Origin of the sequence: Alcaligenes sp. SORT26, assembly GCF_017377875.1 — a bacterium.
Lineage (GTDB): Bacteria > Pseudomonadota > Gammaproteobacteria > Burkholderiales > Burkholderiaceae_B > Alcaligenes > Alcaligenes parafaecalis.
In genome coordinates this window covers 758769-779602 of record NZ_CP070975.1, presented here as the reverse complement: position 1 = coordinate 779602, position 20834 = coordinate 758769, and the positions used below count along the sequence as shown (strand labels likewise).

Annotated in this window: 23 protein-coding genes; 6 read left to right on the top strand and 17 right to left on the bottom strand. The window is 54.8% G+C overall.

Annotated features, from left to right (window positions below; translation table 11 throughout):
* Positions 1-29: 29 nt before the first annotated feature.
* The gene (locus JYG33_RS03655; RefSeq protein WP_003800394.1) at positions 30-323 is read left to right on the top strand and encodes a hypothetical protein; all 294 of its coding nucleotides are present in this window, start codon (positions 30-32) and stop codon (positions 321-323) included.
* A 60-nt stretch (positions 324-383) separates the two neighbouring features.
* Here the strand turns inward: JYG33_RS03655 and JYG33_RS03650 are convergent, their stop codons facing one another.
* The 7 genes from JYG33_RS03650 to JYG33_RS03620 all read right to left on the bottom strand — a co-directional run bounded on the left by JYG33_RS03650 (position 384) and on the right by JYG33_RS03620 (position 5202).
* Positions 384-623, bottom strand: coding sequence for a DUF333 domain-containing protein (locus JYG33_RS03650; protein ID WP_207874527.1), 240 nt, complete (start codon positions 621-623; stop codon positions 384-386).
* A 45-nt stretch (positions 624-668) separates the two neighbouring features.
* A complete protein-coding gene (locus JYG33_RS18660) occupies positions 669-1025 on the bottom strand; it encodes a WG repeat-containing protein (protein WP_243430263.1) in 357 nt (118 codons plus the stop codon).
* Positions 1026-1314: 289 nt separating this feature from the next.
* Positions 1315-2073 (bottom strand): class I SAM-dependent methyltransferase, encoded by a 759-nt coding sequence (locus tag JYG33_RS03640; protein WP_207874525.1) that lies wholly within the window; start codon positions 2071-2073, stop codon positions 1315-1317.
* Positions 2074-2096: 23 nt separating this feature from the next.
* The gene (locus JYG33_RS03635; protein ID WP_207874523.1) at positions 2097-2549 is read right to left on the bottom strand and encodes an NfeD family protein; all 453 of its coding nucleotides are present in this window, start codon (positions 2547-2549) and stop codon (positions 2097-2099) included.
* 14 nt (positions 2550-2563) lie between these two features.
* The gene (locus tag JYG33_RS03630) at positions 2564-3490 is read right to left on the bottom strand and encodes an SPFH domain-containing protein (RefSeq protein WP_207874521.1); all 927 of its coding nucleotides are present in this window, start codon (positions 3488-3490) and stop codon (positions 2564-2566) included.
* A 166-nt stretch (positions 3491-3656) separates the two neighbouring features.
* A complete protein-coding gene (locus JYG33_RS03625; protein ID WP_207874518.1) occupies positions 3657-4262 on the bottom strand; it encodes a hypothetical protein in 606 nt (201 codons plus the stop codon).
* Between the two features lie 145 nt (positions 4263-4407).
* Positions 4408-5202, bottom strand: coding sequence for a hypothetical protein (locus JYG33_RS03620; RefSeq protein WP_207874515.1), 795 nt, complete (start codon positions 5200-5202; stop codon positions 4408-4410).
* Positions 5203-5397: 195 nt separating this feature from the next.
* Between JYG33_RS03620 and JYG33_RS03615 the strand changes: the two genes are divergently transcribed.
* The 4 genes from JYG33_RS03615 (at position 5398) to JYG33_RS03600 (ending at position 9593) form a co-directional block, all read left to right on the top strand.
* Positions 5398-5727 (top strand): DHCW motif cupin fold protein, encoded by a 330-nt coding sequence (locus JYG33_RS03615; RefSeq protein WP_207874513.1) that lies wholly within the window; start codon positions 5398-5400, stop codon positions 5725-5727.
* A 397-nt stretch (positions 5728-6124) separates the two neighbouring features.
* Positions 6125-7462 (top strand): solute carrier family 23 protein, encoded by a 1338-nt coding sequence (locus JYG33_RS03610; RefSeq protein ID WP_207874510.1) that lies wholly within the window; start codon positions 6125-6127, stop codon positions 7460-7462.
* 11 nt (positions 7463-7473) lie between these two features.
* On the top strand, positions 7474-8892 hold the full coding sequence (locus JYG33_RS03605; protein ID WP_207874507.1) for an amidohydrolase family protein: 1419 nt from the start codon (positions 7474-7476) through the stop codon (positions 8890-8892).
* Positions 8889-9593, top strand: a complete 705-nt coding sequence (locus JYG33_RS03600; protein ID WP_207874500.1) for a sulfite exporter TauE/SafE family protein — start codon at positions 8889-8891, stop codon at positions 9591-9593. The genes JYG33_RS03605 and JYG33_RS03600 overlap by 4 nt, the downstream gene beginning before the upstream one ends.
* Here the strand turns inward: JYG33_RS03600 and JYG33_RS03595 are convergent.
* The 9 genes from JYG33_RS03595 to JYG33_RS03555 all read right to left on the bottom strand — a co-directional run bounded on the left by JYG33_RS03595 (position 9590) and on the right by JYG33_RS03555 (position 18138).
* Entirely contained in the window at positions 9590-10627 is a 1038-nt protein-coding gene (locus tag JYG33_RS03595; RefSeq protein ID WP_207874495.1) for a LacI family DNA-binding transcriptional regulator, read from the bottom strand. The two genes, JYG33_RS03600 and JYG33_RS03595, sit on opposite strands and share 4 nt — an antisense overlap.
* 89 nt (positions 10628-10716) lie before the next feature.
* The gene (locus JYG33_RS03590) at positions 10717-11025 is read right to left on the bottom strand and encodes a hypothetical protein (protein WP_207874492.1); all 309 of its coding nucleotides are present in this window, start codon (positions 11023-11025) and stop codon (positions 10717-10719) included.
* Positions 11026-11127: 102 nt separating this feature from the next.
* The gene (locus JYG33_RS03585; protein ID WP_207874489.1) at positions 11128-11586 is read right to left on the bottom strand and encodes a PEGA domain-containing protein; all 459 of its coding nucleotides are present in this window, start codon (positions 11584-11586) and stop codon (positions 11128-11130) included.
* Between the two features lie 602 nt (positions 11587-12188).
* Positions 12189-12809 carry a LysE family translocator gene (locus JYG33_RS03580; protein ID WP_042482092.1) on the bottom strand — a complete coding sequence of 207 codons (621 nt, stop codon included), beginning with the start codon at positions 12807-12809 and terminating at the stop codon, positions 12189-12191.
* Between the two features lie 219 nt (positions 12810-13028).
* A complete protein-coding gene (locus JYG33_RS03575) occupies positions 13029-14363 on the bottom strand; it encodes an aromatic acid/H+ symport family MFS transporter (protein WP_207874486.1) in 1335 nt (444 codons plus the stop codon).
* A gap of 70 nt (positions 14364-14433) precedes the next feature.
* Positions 14434-15204 carry a 1,6-dihydroxycyclohexa-2,4-diene-1-carboxylate dehydrogenase gene (locus JYG33_RS03570; RefSeq protein WP_207874483.1) on the bottom strand — a complete coding sequence of 257 codons (771 nt, stop codon included), beginning with the start codon at positions 15202-15204 and terminating at the stop codon, positions 14434-14436.
* Between the two features lie 66 nt (positions 15205-15270).
* The gene (benC, locus tag JYG33_RS03565) at positions 15271-16278 is read right to left on the bottom strand and encodes a benzoate 1,2-dioxygenase electron transfer component BenC (RefSeq protein WP_207874481.1); all 1008 of its coding nucleotides are present in this window, start codon (positions 16276-16278) and stop codon (positions 15271-15273) included.
* Positions 16279-16293: 15 nt separating this feature from the next.
* Complete coding sequence (gene benB / locus JYG33_RS03560) at positions 16294-16782, bottom strand: benzoate 1,2-dioxygenase small subunit (RefSeq protein WP_207874478.1); 489 nt, start codon at positions 16780-16782, stop codon at positions 16294-16296.
* A gap of 3 nt (positions 16783-16785) precedes the next feature.
* Complete coding sequence (locus tag JYG33_RS03555; protein WP_207874475.1) at positions 16786-18138, bottom strand: Rieske 2Fe-2S domain-containing protein; 1353 nt, start codon at positions 18136-18138, stop codon at positions 16786-16788.
* Positions 18139-18590: 452 nt separating this feature from the next.
* Between JYG33_RS03555 and JYG33_RS03550 the strand changes: the two genes are divergently transcribed.
* Positions 18591-19529 (top strand): LysR family transcriptional regulator, encoded by a 939-nt coding sequence (locus JYG33_RS03550; protein WP_207874472.1) that lies wholly within the window; start codon positions 18591-18593, stop codon positions 19527-19529.
* Between the two features lie 232 nt (positions 19530-19761).
* Here the strand turns inward: JYG33_RS03550 and JYG33_RS03545 are convergent, their stop codons facing one another.
* The gene (locus JYG33_RS03545) at positions 19762-20823 is read right to left on the bottom strand and encodes a phenol 2-monooxygenase domain-containing protein (protein ID WP_207874470.1); all 1062 of its coding nucleotides are present in this window, start codon (positions 20821-20823) and stop codon (positions 19762-19764) included.
* Positions 20824-20834: the final 11 nt, after the last annotated feature.

Here is a 20834-nt window from a genome sequence, read left to right as displayed (position 1 = left end):
CTGTTCATCCATACAGCAAAAGAAGCATCATGTCCTATACCATTACTTTGCACGACGCTCCTTCCGATATCACCGAACGCGGTCGCCGCGAGGCTGAAGAGCGCTTTCGCCGTAGCTTAGAAAAAGTTATGCAAGGCCCCGAGGCGGTGGTCCAGGCGTATCGGGCCTGGCAACTGGCCGAGGAAACGGCAGAGACAGAATTGTCCGGGGAAGACATTGCCTTGGCCAAAAAATGGATAGCAGCCGCCACCCGCGCCATGAGCGATGGTTTTCGCGATCTGGGCGAGTCTGAAGCTTACTTTGAAGTCCGTATCGAGCGCTGATTGCACAGGCCCCTCTCAAGACAACAAAGCCAGCATATTGCTGGCTTTTTTCATGTGGTCTCAAGATCGTTGCGATGGATGATCGCGACGCATCAACTCCCACTCCTCAATCACACTGCCATCAGGCAAAGTGCACATCCCGACCTGCCCGGTCGGGGTATTCACAATATCTAGCCGCCCACCTTTTTCCACGCAATATGCCGACGCAGGATTGGCAATACCAAGCGGTGGCTGTGTCGTGGCTTGATTCGCGCAGGCAGACAACACGCCCACCAGCCCCAGGATTCCCCATTTCTTCATCGTGCTCTCCGGATAAAGTCTGTATGGCAGTGTACTTTGCAGTGGCTAGTTTGCGGGCCGATCTTTGGAGCCTGACAAGGGATTGGGAATACTCTCCCACTGCTTGCAGAGCACCGAACGATGCTCGCCTTCCGGGATGAACTTGCAGTTCATGCCAACCTTGGCGTAGCCATCTACAAAAGGGAAAGCAAAATCGTAGCGGGCAGGAATTTGAATTTTCAATGCCTGGTCATGAAATCCCATCTTCCCCTTGGATACGAAACGAGCCAGGCCTTCCTCAAAATAATCAGGGCCGTTGTCATAGATAAAGGGGCGCAAGATGGGTTCACCCTGATCATTCACGTAGACCCAGCCTTGATCATCTTGTTGCAGACTGCTCCCTTCTACGATGGGACTGAACACGCTGATTAAAACAAACAAAAAGGCCAGGAGCCCAAAAGACCAGAGCCTCGACTTGGATGGAACAGGGGCTGTAAAGGGGATAAAGAGGGAGAAAAAGGCCAAGGTGGAAGTCGAGCCTGCAAAAGAGGCAGAGGCAGAGGCAGAGGCAGAGGCAGAGGCAGAGGCAGAGGCAGAGGCAGAGGCAGAGGCAGAGGCAGAGGCAGAGGCAGGTTTATTAAAAACCTGCCACGCTCTAGGTGCAAACACAGGCATCAAGACTGAGCTCAGCACTTTCTTGAAAGCAACGGTCTCAAAGCTTGCGCGCTTCAAACGAAATAATCCCATCCGTATCTTGAGGCGGCTTGCCATATCGATAGCCGCCCGATATCACGATCTCACCAAAGCCCAACTGTTCCAGGGCCATACGCATTTCCTGTACGCCCCACCAACGCAAAGAAAATTGCTCTAACTGGGTTTCCAGCAATACCCCATGCTCCCACAACTCGTAGCGATGCATTTCACGAGTCACTTGGGCGCAGTAGTCCTTTTCCAGGGCAGTCGCGTTCAAGGTAATCAAACCATGTGGCGGCGCTGACCATGTCCGCATACCAGGACTCACATTCACAATGGCAGCGACTGGATCCAGATCAAGCAACAGTCGTCCGCCTGTTTTCAAGCTGGCGTGAAAACGACTTAAGGCCGCCATGCCTTGCTCGAAAGAATCCAGTAGCTGGAAAGATCCGGCAGGCACCACAATCGCCTCTACAGGACGCTCCGTCATGAAGTCTGTAAAACCGGCCAACTGAAGCCGAGTTTTCAAGGAGCGCAGCCCCAATTCGCGCTGGCAATAATCCAGCATCTCCTGAGAGATATCGAACCCACTCACATCCAGCCCCGCTTGCAGCAAGGGGATCAAAATACGCCCCGTGCCAACCGCAGGTTCCAGGACAGGCCCGCTTATACCGTGCAAACGCTCCAGGTAATACTCAACATCCCCGAATGAGCGCCCTATGGGCTTATCCAGGTGATACACCAAAGAAGCCAGCTTGCCGTAGCGATTGTTCATCATTGCTCTACACCGTGCTATGTCTATTACTCAACAGCCTGAACACGCATTTCGGCGCCTTCTACAGCCAAGATCACCACTGCCGTACCCTGCTCCAGGTCCTGGGTCGCTGTGGCACTGTAATAACTATCGTTAAGCCGAATACGTCCACGGCCATTCACAAAACGCTCACTGACCTGGGCACGCGCCCCCACATAGGCACTCAAGCCCGTATTGAGGATATCGGGCTGACTGGCCCGGCTGCGTCGTTGCCAGCGCACGCCCACCACCACCCAGCCCAACATGGCAACAGCCAGAATCAGCCACTGCAACCAGGTAGGAGCATCAGGCCAGGCCGCGGTAAACAGACCCACCGTCAGTGCCCCTAGACCCAGCCACAGCAAGTAAACGCCGGAGAGGACGACCTCGGCGGCGACCAGCACCACACCGGCCACCAGCCAATACCAAAAGGAATCGAAAATGAATGCCAAGATCAGCACCTCCCGTCGTCCGCTTAACCTTGTCCCAACTTGCCGCCTGTGGATTTCAGCAGCTCGGTCACACCCGCAACCGCGCCGGTAATACCACTGGCCTCCAAAGGCATCAGAACCAGCTTGCTATTAGGGCCATTACCCACGTCGCGCAAGGCTTCCACATATTTCAAACCCACGAAGTATTGCAAGGCCTGAACATCACCGCTTTTAATCGCTTCGGACACTTCACGAGTGGCACGGGCTTCGGCCTCGGCCTCACGTTCACGCGCTTCGGCACGCAAAATAGCGGATTGTTTTTCACCTTCAGCACGCAACACGGCCGCCTGCTTTTCGCCTTCTGCTTGCAACACTTCCGCTTCTTTCTGGCCGCTGGCTTTGGTCACCACCGCACGACGATGACGTTCAGCCGTCATTTGCAGATTCATGGCTTCCTGCAATTCGGGGGCCATATTCAAATCGCGAATTTCTACCCGCGTCACCTTCACACCCCACGGGGTCGTGGCCGCATCCACGGCAGCCAGGAGGCGGTCGTTAATCATTTCACGGTTGGACAACATATGGTCCAGTTCCATCGACCCCAGAACCGAACGCAGATTGGTCGTGGTCAGGTTGACGATAGCCAGTTCCAGGTGGTCAATCTCGTACGCTGCCTGAGCGGCATTATCGATGCGATAGAACACCACACCGTCGGCGGTCACGGCCACGTTATCGCGGGAAATGACATTTTGCGATGGAACATCCAGCACGGATTCCATCATTTTGAGTTTTCGGCCTACGCGGTCCATAAAAGGCACCAGCAAAGACAAACCGGGCGTCAGCGTGCGGGTGTAGCGACCAAAGCGCTCGACCGTCCATTGTTGGCCCTGAGGGACCACTTTGACTCCGGCCATCACGACGACCACCGCCAAAAACGCCACCATCACTACAAAAGTAAAGGAGCCACTCATGTCGTTACCATCTCCAAGAACACAACTGAAAAAGGGATTCTAGCCCAGGCTCGATGACAGATCCGCTAAAGAGGATCTTTGACCACCCTATCGTTTGTTTATCTATCTGCTGGTAATGCAGAGTCCCGCAAAGGAGCACTAGCAATAGGCAGCACGAGGTGCCGCCTTAATTCAGAATGTCATACAGACGGAAAATCCACTGCCCTTTATAGACCAGCGTCAACACGATCAAGGCAGCCTGATACCGTTTGCTGGACACCACCATTGCAATCAGACCCAGAGCAATAAACATGGCCTGTTGCAAGGGATACTCTATACCCAGGCTTAAAAAATACGCTTTGCCTTTAATGGCGGTGTCGATCAGATCCATGATCTGAATCAGTACGAAGAAGCCATACAGTGAGCGTCGCCGGGTCTGAAAATAATCCTCAAACCCCCGATACTCCTGCATATTGCTGGGAAACAGCAAGGACGCCATGATGGCAAAGACACAGGTATACAGGATCAGGAAAAAGTACAACTGAAAAGACCAGACCTGTACCTTGACCAGGCTGAACTCATACCACCAGAAATGGATAATCGTCAGGAACAAGTACAGAACCCATCCCAGATGAATGGGATAGATACGCTTGGCTTTGGGGTGTTGGATGAACTCGGAAACGCCCACGATCAGACGAGAAATGCTGATACCCAGCACCATACCGATAATGATGCGTACGTGGACAAAATGCTCTGGATGGATCAACTCTGGCGGCACGCGTTGTCCTTGCATAGTGGCTAATCCTGGCACACCTTAACAGAGACATTCCGGGGCTCCAAGCGCGTAGTTTCCCGCCAGGACGTTTGTATCCCGATATCCGCCACTCTCGACTTCGCCAGAACCGCTTACCGATTCTGGCGAAGAAGACGATCAAGACTTAGTAACGCGGTGGTGCTGCGTACTGGCCCTTGCTGTCATCCCCCGGAAAGGGATTAGGCGTCTGAGCAGCAGGTTGACGCGGCTGCACGGGACGTACCTCGTAAAGCACAGTACCGATCACGCCAAGATTACGTGTATCGCCCGCCAGGCTGTTAGCGGCATACGCCCTATCTTTACTGGAGAAACGGAAGGCCGCCACTTCTTTTGCGCTCTTGCGAAACCCTTCAATACGCAGCACAGCCCCGGCTTGCAACATATAGCCGTTATGACGACGACTACCCGGTTTGCCGGACAATACATCCAAGCCATCTACGGTTGTAATGATTTCATAAGGCGTTCCGCTGCGATTGGTATAGACCAGCACATATCGCTCACCCTCCTTGCCGGCCAATTGATAATTGTTTTGGCCCACGCTGCTATAGATAGTCAAAGGCTTGTCGCTTGCATCATGTACGGACAGCTCTACATTGCCCTTGTCCAGCAAAATGCTGCGTTGTGCATCCAGATTGCTTCCCAAGGCCCGGCGAATACTTTGCTCGTCGGAATAGTTGAATTGCAGCTCATCGCGCTGCGGCTCGACACGCTGGGCCTGGACAGAATAAACCCGTGACTCGCGCCCTTCCCCCCATTGGGTTCCCAAGCTCGCCTTCGCTTGGGGTGCAGCCGATGCCGAGACAGCGTGCTGCGCAGACTGCGGCGGCAAGTTGCTGCATGCTGCCAGAACTAAAACGGCGCTTAACAAGCTCCAGCGCCCCAGTCGTCGTGCCGATAGGAATGATTGAGACAGATTCATGCGCTTCCCCTTTTATTAGTACAAGTGCCCTGACCAGCCCCTGTTGAGCGCGAGTATTCCTGATTCCACGGCCTTTGAGTCGTCAGCAAACCTCAAAATTGAAATTGCCTGTATCAGGGAAAATAGCCAGACCAGCAGGCCAAAACCCGAGAACAGGCCTACTATGCTCACAATCCCTTCTCACGAGCCGCAAGCATGGATATCAAGAACTTACCCTTTTGCACCGTCAACTGGTCCGACATCACCCCCACCGAACACAAAGGCGAGACAGGCATGGCCCTGTGGCGCACCCAGCAGTTTGGCCCTATCCGCGTACGCATGGTGGAATACAGCCCCGGTTATCTGGCCGATCATTGGTGCGTAAAAGGCCATATGCTGCTGTGCCTGGAAGGCAAGCTGGACACAGAACTGGAAGACGGACGCCGCTTCACTCTGGAGCCCGGACAGTCTTACCACGTGGCCGATAATGCCGAGCCGCACCGTTCCTCTACCCAAACAGGCGCCACGCTGTACATCGTGGATTAAAGCCTGTTACGTAAAAAGCGCTTCAGGTAGTCAAGGCTGACTGCCTGAAGGGCGGAACTGGCCACGCTGTCTCCTGCCCCCAGCCTCCTACCTCCTGCTCCTGCTCCTGCTCCTGCTCCTGCTCCTGCTCCTGCTCCTGCTCCTGCTCCTGCTCCTGCTCCTGTCCCTGTCCCTGTCCCTGTCCCTGTCCCTGTCTTCAACAGGCTATTTCAGCCTAAAGCAATAATCCTTATTTGTTTTCCACATCGACTTTTTAGAAAAGCATTAATACACTACCAAAACGATTTGGTTAGACATAAAATTGCCAACCAAATCGTTTTACTCAAAAATTCGATAAAAACCTAAAGGACTGCGGCAGGCTCCTTGAGACCCTGACCACGCAGCACAGGAGACACTGATGAAAAACACCTCCACGGCGCAAGTGGATGAGCTGTATTCCCCCCAGCGCATGATTGCCTTCGGGCTGCAACACGTACTGGTCATGGCCGCCTCGCCCATCGCCGCTGTTTTTTTGATGAGCAAGGCCCTGGGTTTTGATGCCGCTCTGACCACCCAATTGCTTAGCGCCACCTTTCTGGTCTGTGGCATAGGCACCTTGATCCAATCCTTCGGCCCGGCTGGCATAGGGGCAAAACTGCCTTTTGTGATGTTGCCTGGCGGCGCACCCATTATCTTGTTCATTCTGATCGCGCAACAAACCGATCTGCCTACGGCCTCCGGCGCCGTCATTCTGTCTGCCTTGCTCTACTTTCTGATCGTCCCTATCTTCAAACGCTTTCTGCGTTACTTCCCCGCGCTGGTCATTGGCATCATGCTCTTGCTGGTAGCGATCAACCTGGCACAGATCTCCGGCAAGCTGATCGCTGGTACACCCGGTAGCGCCAATTTTGGCAATACCGACAATCTGCTGCTGGCCTTGATCACCATTGCCTCCACCGTACTCTTTGCGCGTCTGCTGAAAGGAATGTGCCGCCAACTGGCCATCTTGCTGGGTTTGATTGTGGGTGCCCTGTCCGCCGCCTTGATGGGCGATATCAGTCTGAGTGGCGTAGGCAGCGGACCTCTGTTGGCTCTGCCCTCCCCCTTCCCTTTCGGCCCACCCAACTTTGATCTGATTGCTGCTTTGCCGCTACTGCTGTTCACCTTGATTTCCATGGTGGAGGCCACCGGTCAGACCATTGCCTTGAATGAAGTCCTGGGCAAGGAAGACGAGGCCGAGCAACAAGCCCAAGTACCCAACACGATTCGCGGTGATGGGCTGGCCTCTTTGCTAGGCGGCATTTTCGGGACCTCGCTCATCATTACCAGCGGCGAGAACATCGGCATCATCCGCGCCACCCAAGTACGTTCGCGCTATGTCACCGCCGTCGGCGGGCTGTTCCTGATTCTCTTTGGCGTGTTCTCGCCCCTGTCCGCCCTGATTAGCGTGATCCCGGCCTCCGTCATTGGTGCAACCGGCCTGGTGGTCTTTGCCATTGTGGGCACGATGGGCATAGACATGTTGCGCAAAGTTGATCTGCGCGGTCACTCCGCCATGTACGTCGTCGCCACGGCCCTGGCCATCGGTTTGCTGCCCATTGTTGTCCCCGGCATTTACGACCAACTCCCCGCCCAACTGCGTTTGCTGCTGTCCAACGGCGTCGCTATGGGTGCCCTGACGGCTGCCGTGCTGAACTACCTGTTCATTCACGTGGGTCAGCGCTCGGCCAAAGCCGTCCCCCTTCAACATTCTTAATGAGCTGTGTCATGAATCACGCTGCTTTATTCCAATCCCAAGACCTGGCCCACGCCCGCATTCTGGAGCCTGAACATCTTTTACTGCCACAAGGACCTGTAAGCGGACACGCCGTCGTCATTGAAGAAGGTCGCTTTAGTGATATTGGCACGGTTCAGGACATCGCGACCCGTCACCCTGAACTGCCTCGGCTCAGCCTGCCCGGCCATTTATTGATGCCCGGCTTTATCGATGCACACCACCACGTCACCCAGTCTTATGGAAAATCGCTGGTTTACGGCGAGCCCTCGGAGATTTTCCGCCGCGTATGGGTGCCCCTGGAAAGTACCTTGAACGCGCGCCATCTGTATGCCTCCAGCAAGCTGTCGGCACTGGAAGCCTTGCGCGGCGGTTTCACCACTGTCTGCGATGCCGGTACGCGCTCCTCGGAAGACCTGGATGCCATTGTGCAAGCCACTACGGACGTGGGAATACGCTGCGTATTGGGCCTGATCTGCAACGACAAGCACGGCGCGGTACTATTGGACGCCGAGCCGATTCTGGCTCGCGCCCAAGCCCACTTACAGCAATGGGAGCACCACGATTTGATCAGTCCCTCACTGGCCATTTCCATTCCCGAGGCCGCCAGTGACGCCATGTTGCATCGCGTCTATGCCATGAGTGAAGAAGCCGGTCGTGTTTTCCAGACGCATGCCAACGAGCATCTGGTCGCGGTTGAGCGTTCCTTGAATGCCCACGGCCGCCGTCCCATCGAGCATCTGGCTCACATCGGGGCGCTGGGCTCAGCCTCTTTGCTGGCCCATGCCACCTTGGTAACCCCCAGCGAGATCCGTCTGCTGGCAGACCTGAATGCTGCTGTTTCCTACAACCCCGTTGCCAGCGCCTGGAAAGGCAATGCGGTTGCCCCAGCAGAAGCCATGCGAGTTCAGGGGATACGGCTGGGCATGGGAACAGACGGCACACGCAGCGACGCGTTTCGCATGATGGATTATGGCGAGGCCGCACAACGCTTTGCATTTGGCATGATGGTGGGCGATTCCTCCTGCGGCGCAGGCTGGACCTGGCTGGATATGGCCACCCGAGGCGGTGCCGATGTCATTGGTCTGGGGACACAAACCGGACAGATTCGTGTGGGTGCTCAAGCCGACTTTCTAGTGGTGGACCTGCAGGTGCCTGAAATGACGCCTTCCTGGGATCTGCCTTGGGAGCTGGTACGGATTGCCGCCCGCGACCAGATCCGCGCCGTCGTCGTCCAAGGCAAGCTGCGTCTGTGGGAAGGGCAGCCTGTGGATTGGGACCCCTTGCCATTGCTGGAAGAAGTCCGTGAACTGGCTCGCCACGCAGTCGCCCAATCGGATATTCGCAAACTCCATGCCCCATCCACCGAGCATCTGGCCCGTCGTGCAGAGCAGGAAAAGGCCCTGGCATGACAGCAGGTTTGTTAATTGCTTTCGCGGCTGTCCTGGCTGGCGCCTTTATCCAAGGGGCCAGCGGCATGGGTTTTGCCCTGATCGTGGTCCCGGTCCTGGCATTGGTTCACCCCGAAGCCATTCCTGGAGCACTCCTGTTCCTGATGTTGCCCTTGAACGCCTATGTCGCCTGGCGGGAACGCGGGGCAATTGACCGCAGTGGAGCAGGCTGGATTACCGTTGGACGTTTTGCAGGCACCTTTGCCGGGCTGGGCATTTTGTTGGTCCTATCCACTTATTGGTTAAACCAATTCGTGGGTATCAGCACCTTGTTGGCTGTACTGGCCTCGGTCCTGGCCCCCAGTTTTACGCCTGGCAAAAAAGCCTTTATTGCCACGGGCCTGGTCACCGGAATTACCGAAACAGCGACCGGTATTGGCGGCCCACCCTTGGCTCTGGTGTATCAGCATGCCCCCGTCGCCACCTTGCGCTCGACAGTCGCCTTGTGCTTTCTGGTGGGGGAAGTGATCTCGCTAATCGTGCTGGGTTTATCAGGCGCCTTGGCCTGGTCACACCTGAACTACGCCGTCTTGTGCCTACCTGCGCTCTTGCTTGGTATGGGCTTGAGTAGCCTGGTTCATCACAGGCTGGATCAACGTCGCCTGCGTATCGGAGTTCTGGTCTTTGCGACCGTATCCGGTCTGGCCGTCATGCTGACTTAATCATCCAACTGAGTAGACGCACGGGCCCGAAGCTCCGGCTTTGGGCCCAATGCCGACATGCGGCTCTTGTCGCCCGACAAATGCTCGAACAAGAGCTCGACCGCCAAAGTAGCCACTTGTTCCAGATGCAGATCCACTGCAGTCAAGGCGGGTTCTGCAGTTCGAGCGCGCAAACCGTCGTAACGGGTTGCGATCATCACATCTTGCGGAACTCGCAAACCGGCTTGCTGTACAGCCTCCAGAGCGCCAACCGCAAAGGCATCCACAGGCACACATAAGGCATCCGTATCCGGATACTGAGCCAGCAACTTCGCACATGCTTTGTGGCCCCCGACTTCTCCCAGGCTTTCCTCTACCTGCATATAGCGCAAAGGCATGGCATGCGCCGTCGCAAAGTTCTCATAGGCTTTCTTGTGACTGGCATAGGAATCCCGCGCCGCGCTGCTTTGCACCAGCGCAATACGTCGCCGCCCTTGTTCCCACAGATGGTTCAACAGCAAATGCGCCGTTGCTGTGGACTGCAGATCAATAAAAGGAATGCTTTCTGCACCGCCCCCTTGACGCCCAATCGACACCAAGGCCACGCCCCGCTCTTGCAACAAGCGCACATTGGGGTCATCCGTCATGGGTTCAAGCAGAATCGCCCCATCAATATCCAGGCCTTCCAAAAAAGCCTGGGCATTCTCCAGAGGAGGAACAAAGACCAGGGCCAGACCACGCCGCATGGCGGCTTCTGCTGCAATCCCCGCCACTTCCATCATGAAGCCCAGACGCGAAACCCCACCCGACACGGCAAAAGGCATGGAAGAAACCAGCGCAATGCTATTGGCCGAGCCAGAGCGCAAACGCTGTGCCCGAACGTTGGGCCGATAGCCCATATCCGCAGCAATCTGCTTCACCTTGGCCCGCGTCAAGGGGTCCACGACTCCCCGATCATTCAAAGCGTGTGAAACCGTCGTCAAAGACACCCCTGCCGCCTTGGCGACATCGCGGATGGTGATACGGCGAGAGGGGGTAGTAGAGGAGCGTGGCAAGGCTGGATCAATCAGAAAAGGGAAAGAGAAGAAAATAGCATAGCCCTGAGGGCTTGTTTACGCGGAACAAGGCGGTGAACCTGCCAACATCAGCCAAAGATCCACTGCCCCACCAGCACGATGCCGCGCAAAACCAGTGCAGCAGCGAATATCCAGGCATGTCCCAACACAAACCCGAACGTCGCCCAGCCTCCGGCTCCATCCACGTCCTTCGCGGAAACTTCCATCATCAAAGCCATGAGCAGCAGCACAACTTCCAGGCCAATTGCCGCCTTCACAACCCAGGCCCATGGAAAGGACAAGAGGTAGACAAAGCCTACAAATAAAACGCCCAGAAGCAACATCCAAAAAGCGACACCTACAAGGCCGCCCAGATCTACCCGCTTTGAATTACTCATTAAGGAACCTGCCTACCTTTAAAAATAAGAAGTCTTGGCCAAGATGCTTGGTCAATCTTGATCAGGCGCCATAGTACAAGTTAATACCTGCCCAAGGGGGCACTAACATTTTGACTTCCCCTCCAGCAGGCAATTGGTTTTACGCTGCTCTCGGAGTTGGGCTTGCATCAATCTGCGGTTTTCTTCTTGCTGTTCTCGCATCTGACGCAGAGTCTGCACGCGCAAGCCGTAATCTGCGTCCTGCGCATAGCCGTCACCCAGAGGCCGTTTAGCCATTTGATAGCCGAAAACCGGGATCGGGGGCAGAGGCACCCGATTGGTATACGAGACTCGGTATCCACTGAGCCACTGCGCATAACAAGGATCTGTATAAAGAATGCCCAGGCGTTTATCGACATCCCTAAGCTTATAGTTAATGGTCAGCGGAGTCTCGCCGTAGACACTGCCATTGCAAACGACAGTGGCTCCTTCCGGGTCGCTATGATAAGTAACGGCAATACTGGAGCAAGCGCCAAGAAGCAGGGGAAAACACAAAACAAACAAGACCTTGATACCATTCATTCTTTTTCTGCTCCGTGTTTTCCCGAGCCACCCAATGCATTAAAACGCAATAAAACCTAATTTAAGGTAGCCCTGTGAAACTTTCCATCCTTGGGCTGTTCAGAATTTGAATATTATCAATAAACGACCAGCTCAGCCTCAAAGCATACCGATATAAAAAACAGAACAATCAGGCACCAATGAAAAAGCCGCCCATAGGGCGGCCAAGCTGGTTAATGGTCTCCGTCTTTCTTGGAAGTTTTATATTGAATCGTGCTTGCTCGGAAAATCACTGGGCCAGTTCATGGGCATGTCATTCATATCCAAACCTCCTGCTGTTTATTTAATCAAGAAAGCCTAGAACGAATTTTTATCCTAACAAAAAAATTACAAACTTCAAGCGTTAAACAGCATATTCAGTGTTTACCCTGTACAAATAGAAACACAAACAAAACAGGTGCTTCACACAACCACATAGGATTTTTCAAGTTCTTTGCATTGAACCTAAAAACGCCAGTAAAAACATGAGGCTTGGCCTTCTCAAGCCGGTGATAGGCATAAAAGAAGCTCTCGCAAGGAGAGCTTTTTGCTAACTGGCTTGAGCTGCCAGATCAGGTTTCACATCAAGAGCGTCGCGCCATGGCCAGGATCACACCAAAGCCTATCATCATGCTGCCGCTAATACGGTTCACCCAGCGCAGACCACGCGCATTTTGCATCACACCTGACAGCCTGGTCCCCACATAGGCATATGCCGCAATCGCGATCACTTCCAGCAGCAGAAAAATCACTCCTTGTGTCATGAAGCTGGCCCAATAGTTATTCATATCCACAAACTGCGGGAAGAAGGCGGTGAAGATCAGAATGGCCTTAGGATTGCCAATAGCCACGAAGAACTCCTGACGCACCAGGCCCCAGATATCTTTTTTGCTCACCTCAGTCTGCTCTGCTGATGTTTTGCCACTGGCACGCAACACCTTGATGCCCAGCCAAATCAGATACGCCGCCCCCGCAAGCTTGACCACGGTAAAGGCCGTTTCCGAGACCATCAGCAAGGTGCCCATCCCCAAGGCCGCCACCACAATCATGATGGCAAAAGCGACCAGACGCCCCATGGCTGCTACCAATGCAGTCGACACTCCTTGCTTGGCCCCTACCGTCATGGACAGCAGATTATTGGGTCCGAAGGCCATATTCAGGGCAAAACAGGCGGGTAAAAACAACAAAAGGCTACTGGCGGTCATGATTCTGCTTGGCTCCATAGACAATGCCAGCCTTTCAGACTGAAAGGCTGGCATTCGTCGATTGAAAACGGTGTATATGCACTTTACTCCGAGTAGCTTCAAAATCAAGAAGCTAGCGGGAAGAACAAGTACAAGAACCCAGAATCTATGGGAACGACTCAAGATTGAAGTGAACTTGGCATGACCGCGCCGCCACCTGCTCTACCGTTTTCAGCACCCTCAACCAGCCACCGCATTAAGCGCCACTTTGGGAGATGAACGCGAGGATGCCAAAAACACTAGAAATGCGAGCATGGCAATAACACCCGGCACAGCAAAGGCCATGAAATTCATCTGCAAAGGCAACTCCGCCGCCATCAGAGTACCGCCTAGGAAAGGCCCGGCAATGGCACCGATACGCCCCACGCCTGACGCCCAACCCAAGCCCGAGGAGCGCATGGACAAGGGGTAAAACTGTGCTGTATTAGCGTATAGCAGAATCTGCGTACCGATAGTGGTGGCACCAGCAATCACGATCAACACATACAGCACCAGAGTCGGGCTCTTGAAACCCAGCAAGGTAATGGACACCGCCGACACTAGGAAGAACCAGGCGACCACTTTAGGCAAGCTGAAACGATCCCCCAGCCAACCACCCAGAATCGCACCGAACATGCCGCCCAAGTTCAAGGCCACCAGGAAAGACAAGCTGGAACCCAGGCTATAGCCCGCATTGGCCATTAATTTAGGTAGCCAGGAGCCCAGGGCATAGACCATCAAGAGGCAGCAGAAAAACGCTACCCAGATCATCAAGGTGCCCAGCAAGCGCCCTTCCTTGACCAGATCCAGCATCGGCACACCCATCTTTTTCTGCTCATGCAAGGTCAAGACGGTATCGTGGGACACGCCCATTTCTGGGGCCAAGGTCTGCACAATGCGGCGTGCTTTTTCTTCTTGCCCTTGGCGAATCAGAAACGCCAGCGACTCGGGCAATTTCCAGACAATAAAAGGCAGCAGCAACAGCGGAATGGCCGCACAGAAAAACATGGACTGCCAGCCAAAGCGCGGCAACATGTAAATGCCGATCGCCGCCGACAACAGACCACCCAATGAATAGCCGCTGAACATGATCGCCACCAAGGTGCTGCGCGAGCGCTTGGGCGAATACTCATTCATCAAGGCCACGGCGTTGGGCATCAGCCCTCCACAGCCCAAACCAGCCAGAAAGCGATACACACCAAACTCGGTTGGAGAACTTGCAAAGCCATTCAGGAACGTGGCCAGGCTGAACAAGGCAAAGCAGATCGTCACGCCCTTTTTACGGCCAATCTTGTCTGCCAGCGGCCCGAACACAAAAGCACCAAACATCATGCCAAACAAGGCGTAGCTACCCAAAGCACCTGCTTGCACCGGCGTCAAATTCCACTCGTCCATCAGCACCGGCAAGACCACACCATAAATAAACAAGTCATAGCCATCGAATATCAGCAACAAGGCACACAAGCTCATCACCATCCAGTGAAAGCGCCCGAAGCGCGCCTGCTCAATCACTTCATTAACTTCTAGTGTTTTCATGATTTGTCTCCCCCAAATGGAGTTTTTTGTCTTGATGCCCTGCGCTCTACCAGCCGCACGCATCGATTGATCAGCCCTGGTCGCCGCCTCCTACTGGCAAGACAGTGCCGGTGATATACGAAGCCTCGTCCGAGGCCAAAAACAAAATGCTGGCGGCCTGTTCATCCAGGCTGCCGTAACGCTTCATCAAACTGCTGGCCACGGTCTGATCCACAATCTGCTGATACCAGATCGCTTCCCGGGGATCTTCTTGAATCTGGGTATTGCGGGGAACACGCCGTGGCGGTGCCTCGGTTCCACCGGGCGAGACGGCATTGACCCGAATGCCGCGCTGGGCATTCTCAAAAGCCAATGAGGCGGTCAAGGCATTGACGCCGCCTTTGGCTGCGGCATAAGGCACGCGGTTGATGCTGCGGGTTGCAATCGAGGACACATTCACAATGGCCCCGCTGCCCTGCTCCTGCATGCTGGGCAACACGGCATGACAGGACCACAGGGTTGGGAACAACGAGCGGCGTATCTCGGCTTCGATCTGCGTCGGCGTGTAGTGCTCGTAAGGACGCGTCCAGATCGTGCCCCCGACGTTATTGATCAAAATATCAATACGCCCCCACTTATCCAGCGCCGCCTGGGCCGCGGCTTGTGCACCTTCAACGGTTTCCAGATCCACTTCCAGCGTCAGGACCGTATCACTGGCCAGTTCCCGCACCAATTCAGAGCGGTCTACCGCCAGCACCCAGGCCCCTTCAGCCTGCAAGCGCTCGGCAACGCGACGGCCTATGCCTTGGGCCGCGCCCGTCACAATGGCCACTTTTTGATGAAAACGCAGAGGCGCAGTCATGATCTTTCCTTGTAGGAGTCATCCAGCACAGCACGCCCCGCAAAAGGGGGCGCTGCTTGAATGCCTTTATTGGCTGGTGATGAATTTTTCGTAGTAAAAATTCGCGGGAGCATAGGCTTGTGCATCAATGAACTGGCTAACCGCATCCACCATGGGCGGCGGCCCGCACAGGTACACATCCACCTGCCCTTCATGCCAATGCGCCAGATCCAGATGCTGAGTCACGTAGCCCTTGCGTTCATGGCTGGATTCCGGGTCTACCACGCAGGTGGTGTAGCTGAATTCGGGCAAACGCTGGGTATAGGAATCCAGCTCAGCCAGCATCACCAGATCCTGATCACGCGTAACGCCATAGACCAGATGCACAGGCTGCGTACAGCCCTGCTTGACCAGCACTTCCAGCATGGACAAGAACGGTGCCAAACCTGTACCACCGGCCAGGAACAACAAAGGGCGTGTTACCTGACGCAGATAAAAACTGCCCAAAGGCCCGGTCATTTCCACCTGTTGTCCTAGCGGCTGTGCCGCCAGCCAGGAACTCATCAAGCCACCTGGAACCTGCTTGATCAGGAAACTCAAACGCGACTCGCCCGGCGCAGAGCTGAAGGAATAGGAGCGATGCGCCTGCCCACCGGGCACCGTGATATTCACGTACTGCCCAGGCAGGAAAGGCAAGGCGTCATCAGCCGCATCAATCTTCAGCTCGTAAGCTGCATCCTCATACTGACGGCATTCCGACACCTGCCCCTGCCACTTGGCCACGGCGGTCTTGCACACGCCCGATGAAATCGGCACGGCAATCACGCAGTCCGACTTGGGAATCATCTGGCAGGTCAGAACCAAACCCTTGTCCGCTTCCTCTTGCGTCAGGGCATCCTCGATATAGTCATCGCCCTGCTCATACTGGCCACTTTCGGCCTGACACTTACAGGTGCCGCACACCCCGTCCGAGCAATCCATAGGCAGATTGATCTGATGGCGATACGCGGCATCCAGCACTTTTTCGTGTTCACCACAGTCCACGAAGCGGGTGACGCCATCCTCAAAATTCAGCGCAATACGATAGCTGTTCACGACTGGCTCTCCGCTTTAAATGTGATACACATCAATCACTTGACGGATGTAGTCGTTCTTTAGCACCACCTTCTTTTGCTCGATCAACCAGCCCTGCTCCTGAGGCGACAAGGTCAGATAAATGGTGCCGAAGAATTGATCCGTCACCCGATAGCGATGGTTCAGTGTCAAAAAGTTGTAGCGAACATCCACCTGCCCATCACGTTCGGCCAGAACCTCGATATTGCTCAGCATATGAGCGGTACGCGGCTCGGGCGTCGAGGCTCCGGAACGCTCGGTCTTGATGCGGAAAACTCGGTCTTCCAGACCGTTACGGTTGGGATAGAAAATCAAGGAGACCTCGCTATGCGGATCTTCGGTCAGTTGATCATCATCGTCCCAGCAAGGCATCCAGTACTGAGCCTTGGGGCTATAGCATTCCAGCCATTCATCCCACTGGCGGTCATCCAGCAAACGGGCTTCGCGATACAGGAACGCGCAAATAGAGTGATAACTTTCGTTCATGGCTTATGCCTCCCCGTTTTCTGCTTTCAGCGCCTGGCTCATGGTCTTGGCCCAGTACTCGTGCTGGCAGACAAACAAGCCTTCATCCTCACTACGCCCCCCACTGATCAAGGGCTTCATGCCCATGGCGGTGGCATTCTCGTCCGGGCCTTGCACCCACAAAGGTGCGCCTCGGCTCAAGTCATTCCAGGGGGCGGCAATACCGGCATAGCCTTCCTGACAGGCACGGAACTCTTCCAGATCGTCTGCCGTTCCCATACCGGACACGTTGAAAAAGTCTTCGTACTGACGAATACGGATGGCACGTTGCTCGGCGCTTTCACCTTTGGGGCCAAAGCAGTAAATCGTGACCTCAGTCTTGTCCACGCTGATAGGACGCGTTACCCGAATCTGGGTAGAGAACTGGTCCATCAAATACACGTTCGGGTACACACACAGGTTGCGCGTCTGGTTGACGATGAACTCGGCACGCTCCTCGCCCAGGCGCTGCTTCAGCTCCTCGCGGTGCTCATAGACCGGGCGCACGGTTGGATTCATGGTCTTGGTCCACAGCAAGATGTGGCCGTAATCAAAGCCATACACACCACCCAGGCTTTTGCTCCAGCCGTTCGCATCCACTGCTTGCGTGCCGCCCTCTTTGCGGCGACCCATGGTGGCGGAGTAATTCCAGTGAACACTGCTGACGTGGTAACCGTCAGCCCCGTTTTCCATCTGCAACTTCCAGTTGCCGTCATAGATATAGGAAGAATTGCCGCGCAGCACTTCCAGGCCTTCAGGGGCTTGATCCACGATCTGGTCGATGATGACTTTGGTTTCACCCAGATATTCGTCCAAAGACACCACATCCGGGTTCAGGCTGCCGAACAGAAAGCCGCGATAGTTCTCAAAGCGCGCGACACGCTTCAAGTCGTGCGAGCCTTCGGTATTGAACTGCTCGGGATACTGAGTGTTTTTCTCGTCCTTGACCTTGAGCAGCTTGCCTGCGTTATTGAAGGTCCAGCCATGAAAAGGACAGGTAAAGCTGCCTTTATTGCCATGCTTGCGGCGGCACAGCATGGCACCCCGGTGAGCACAGGCATTAATAAAGGCATTCAAGCCACCGTCTTTGCCGCGTGTCAGAAACACGGGCTGGCGACCAATATAGGTAGTGAAGTAATCATTCACATTAGGCAGTTGGCTTTCATGCGCCAGGTAGACCCAATTGCCTTCAAAAATATGCTTCATCTCCAGCTCGAACAGATCCGGATTCGTGAAGATGTCACGACGGCAGCGATACACGCCCGTTTCTTGGTTTTCTTCCAGGGCAGTATCAAGCAAGTGCCTGATATCTTTGGTTTTATCCATAAGGACTGACATGATGTGGCCTTTATGAGAGTTGCAGCCGTCCCTGCCCATGCCCATGAAGGCATAGCAAGTACGCGTGATAGAAAAGAAAAATCGCTCCGGATTGAGACCGGACTGGCTCGTGGCAGCGTGTTGCTGGCTTGGCCTTGAGCCTGATTCAAGCCCGACAGGGACACTATCGGACTGATCTTGCCCAGCCCGTTTTATCTAAAGATCCTGGGCTGTTCTGCATGGCTTTCATTACAGTCTTTGGAGGTGCAGGCTTCCAATACCATATCGGTCCCGCTCCATAGCAAAATGCTATAGTTTGTTTTTTTATGAATTAAATCAGCCACTTAAATCATCTAAAACACAAAACCTATCGTTAACCCTAGAGCTTGTCGGGTATATGCTTGAAGCTTGGATGGTCGAGATAGGTGATATATTGGTTCGGATTTTCTGGACCTGGACCACGGGCAAAGCACATGGACTTGAAACAAATCCGCTACTTTGTTGCGGTCGCCAAAGCGCGCAATTTCACTCGCGCTGCCGAGCAGTTACACATAGCCCAACCTGCGCTCAGCAGACAGATCCAGTTGCTGGAACAAGAGCTCAATGTCCTGCTGCTGTCACGTGAAAGCCGCCCCCTGCAACTGACCGAGGCGGGCCGCATCTTTTACGAGCAATCACTGCAATTGCTCAATCGTGTGGAAGTGATGAAAGCGGCGACCACCGAAGTCGGTCTGAACCAGCGCCCACAATTGTCGATTGGCTTTGTGGCCTCCACCTTGTACGGTGGCCTGCCCATCCTGATCCAGAAGTTCCGCCACGCCTACCCGGATATCCGCTTCCACTTTCTGGAGCTGACCTCCAGCCAGCAAATTCCCGCCTTGCGCGCCGGACGTATTGATATTGCTTTTGGGCGTGTGCGCATCCATGACAGCGCCGTGTGCCGCACTGTCTTGCGTGAAGAACGCCTGGTTCTGGCTATCCCGCCAAAGATTGACTTGGCCAAGGACCGGGGGCCAGTGTCCTTGCAAGTCATCGCTGATCACGCCTTTATTGTGTATCCCAAATCCCCACGCCCCAGCTTTGCCGATCATGTGCTGAATATTCTGCACGACAACGCTATCTTCCCCACCGAAGTGCACGAAGTGCTGGAGCTGCAAACGGCGATGGGACTGGTCGCAGGTGGGGTGGGTTTGTGCCTGATTCCTTCAGCAGCACAGATACGCAGTGATCTGGTGTACCGGCTGATTGACGACGAGAAAGTAACCTCGCCTATTATTTTCAGCCACAGGAAAAACGACAACTCCTGGTACATCGCCCAGATGCATGCCTTTATTGAGGAAATGTATGCGGAGAACCCGCCCTGGCTGATTCCGGGGCACAGCGCCTTGAGCAACGGGCCGCCACCCTGTTGACGGCTGCAAGCCTATGAGCAACTGGCCTGCTCTGGCTTGCAGCGAAACCTTCTACTTCACTTGCTTGCGCTGATACCGTCAGACTGCAAAGCCGCCACCACCTAATACAAAAAGGCCCTGCAAAGCGTCGTGAACGCTTCTTGCAAGGCCAGAAAAGTACGGCGTTCACAGAGCTACCAGCAGCAGACCTTTTCATTACAAAAAGGTCTGGCCAGCCGTCAGTTAAAACCGCTTAGATACGCTTGAAAAGCGCCGAACGTACCTTGCCAGTGGCGCCATCTGCTGCTGTCAGGAACTGCTCCATGTGAATGTCGCGCTCAAAGAGGCGGCTTTGCATCAAGGTGGAGATCGCCGCTTCAATCATGGGGGGCGGGCCACACAAATAGGCCTTGTTGCCCGCGCAACGCTGCTCAAAAAACTGCCCCACGGCTTCATGCACAAAGCCCACAAAGCCCTCCCAGGCATCATCCGGCAAAGGCGCATTCAAGGCCGGGATGTAGTGGAAATTGTCGTGCTTTTCAGCCAACTGATAGAAATGATCCGCGTGATACAGCTCGGCTTTATTACGCGCCCCCTGGAACAGATAAATGGGACGGGTATCGCCCTGCTCCAGCAAATCCATAATCATGGATTCGGGGCTGGACAGGCCCGAACCACCGGCGATAAAAATTGCGCCTTGCGGGTCGGACTTGCGCACAAAGAACTGACCATAAGGGCCGGACACATCCAGAGACTGCCCCACTTCCAGCTCCTCGTGCAGCCAGGTCGTGCCTGCGCCCCCTTCTACCTTTCGTACGTGCAAATCGATAATGCCGGTCATGGACGGCGGATTCGCAATGGAGAAAGCACGGGTACTGTCAATGGACGGCACATGCAGGTTGACGTACTGCCCGGCCTGGAACGCCATCGGACGATCCAGCTCCAGACGGATGTGCTTGATCGTGGGCGACAAGTCTTCAATCAGGACGACCTTGCCCTGATAATCCTCGACGGGCAGGCCCTGGAAATCCGGGTCCACGTCCACGTCGGCCTCGATGACCATATCGGATTCGGGGCGGCAACAGCAAGCCAGCAGCTTGCCTTCATCCCGCTCCGAATCCATCAGGGCAAAGCTGGACGCATCGCCTGCGTCTGCATAGCCTTCCAGCACCTGTACCTTGCAGGTGCCACACGTGCCATGTCCACAGGCAAAAGGCAACCAAACCCCTTGTCGCAACGCGGCGTCCAACAAGGTTTGTCCGTCTTCCACCTCTACCACATCACCTGTGGGTTCTACGGTTACCTGATACGTCATTGCTGCCTCCG

Excerpts from the sequence above, each read along its gene's own strand:
- JYG33_RS03655 (WP_003800394.1), top strand. The coding sequence starts at position 30 with ATGTCCTATACCATTACTTTGCACGACGCTCCTTCCGATATCACCGAA.
- JYG33_RS03650 (WP_207874527.1), bottom strand. The coding sequence starts at position 623 with ATGAAGAAATGGGGAATCCTGGGGCTGGTGGGCGTGTTGTCTGCCTGC.
- JYG33_RS03640 (WP_207874525.1), bottom strand. The coding sequence starts at position 2,073 with ATGATGAACAATCGCTACGGCAAGCTGGCTTCTTTGGTGTATCACCTG.
- JYG33_RS03630 (WP_207874521.1), bottom strand. The coding sequence starts at position 3,490 with ATGAGTGGCTCCTTTACTTTTGTAGTGATGGTGGCGTTTTTGGCGGTG.
- JYG33_RS03625 (WP_207874518.1), bottom strand. The coding sequence starts at position 4,262 with ATGCAAGGACAACGCGTGCCGCCAGAGTTGATCCATCCAGAGCATTTT.
- JYG33_RS03620 (WP_207874515.1), bottom strand. The coding sequence starts at position 5,202 with ATGAATCTGTCTCAATCATTCCTATCGGCACGACGACTGGGGCGCTGG.
- JYG33_RS03615 (WP_207874513.1), top strand. The coding sequence starts at position 5,398 with ATGGATATCAAGAACTTACCCTTTTGCACCGTCAACTGGTCCGACATC.
- JYG33_RS03610 (WP_207874510.1), top strand. The coding sequence starts at position 6,125 with ATGAAAAACACCTCCACGGCGCAAGTGGATGAGCTGTATTCCCCCCAG.
- JYG33_RS03605 (WP_207874507.1), top strand. The coding sequence starts at position 7,474 with ATGAATCACGCTGCTTTATTCCAATCCCAAGACCTGGCCCACGCCCGC.
- JYG33_RS03600 (WP_207874500.1), top strand. The coding sequence starts at position 8,889 with ATGACAGCAGGTTTGTTAATTGCTTTCGCGGCTGTCCTGGCTGGCGCC.
- JYG33_RS03590 (WP_207874492.1), bottom strand. The coding sequence starts at position 11,025 with ATGAGTAATTCAAAGCGGGTAGATCTGGGCGGCCTTGTAGGTGTCGCT.
- JYG33_RS03585 (WP_207874489.1), bottom strand. The coding sequence starts at position 11,586 with ATGAATGGTATCAAGGTCTTGTTTGTTTTGTGTTTTCCCCTGCTTCTT.
- JYG33_RS03580 (WP_042482092.1), bottom strand. The coding sequence starts at position 12,809 with ATGACCGCCAGTAGCCTTTTGTTGTTTTTACCCGCCTGTTTTGCCCTG.
- JYG33_RS03575 (WP_207874486.1), bottom strand. The coding sequence starts at position 14,363 with ATGAAAACACTAGAAGTTAATGAAGTGATTGAGCAGGCGCGCTTCGGG.
- JYG33_RS03570 (WP_207874483.1), bottom strand. The coding sequence starts at position 15,204 with ATGACTGCGCCTCTGCGTTTTCATCAAAAAGTGGCCATTGTGACGGGC.
- benB (WP_207874478.1), bottom strand. The coding sequence starts at position 16,782 with ATGAACGAAAGTTATCACTCTATTTGCGCGTTCCTGTATCGCGAAGCC.
- JYG33_RS03555 (WP_207874475.1), bottom strand. The coding sequence starts at position 18,138 with ATGTCAGTCCTTATGGATAAAACCAAAGATATCAGGCACTTGCTTGAT.
- JYG33_RS03550 (WP_207874472.1), top strand. The coding sequence starts at position 18,591 with ATGGACTTGAAACAAATCCGCTACTTTGTTGCGGTCGCCAAAGCGCGC.
- JYG33_RS03545 (WP_207874470.1), bottom strand. The coding sequence starts at position 20,823 with ATGACGTATCAGGTAACCGTAGAACCCACAGGTGATGTGGTAGAGGTG.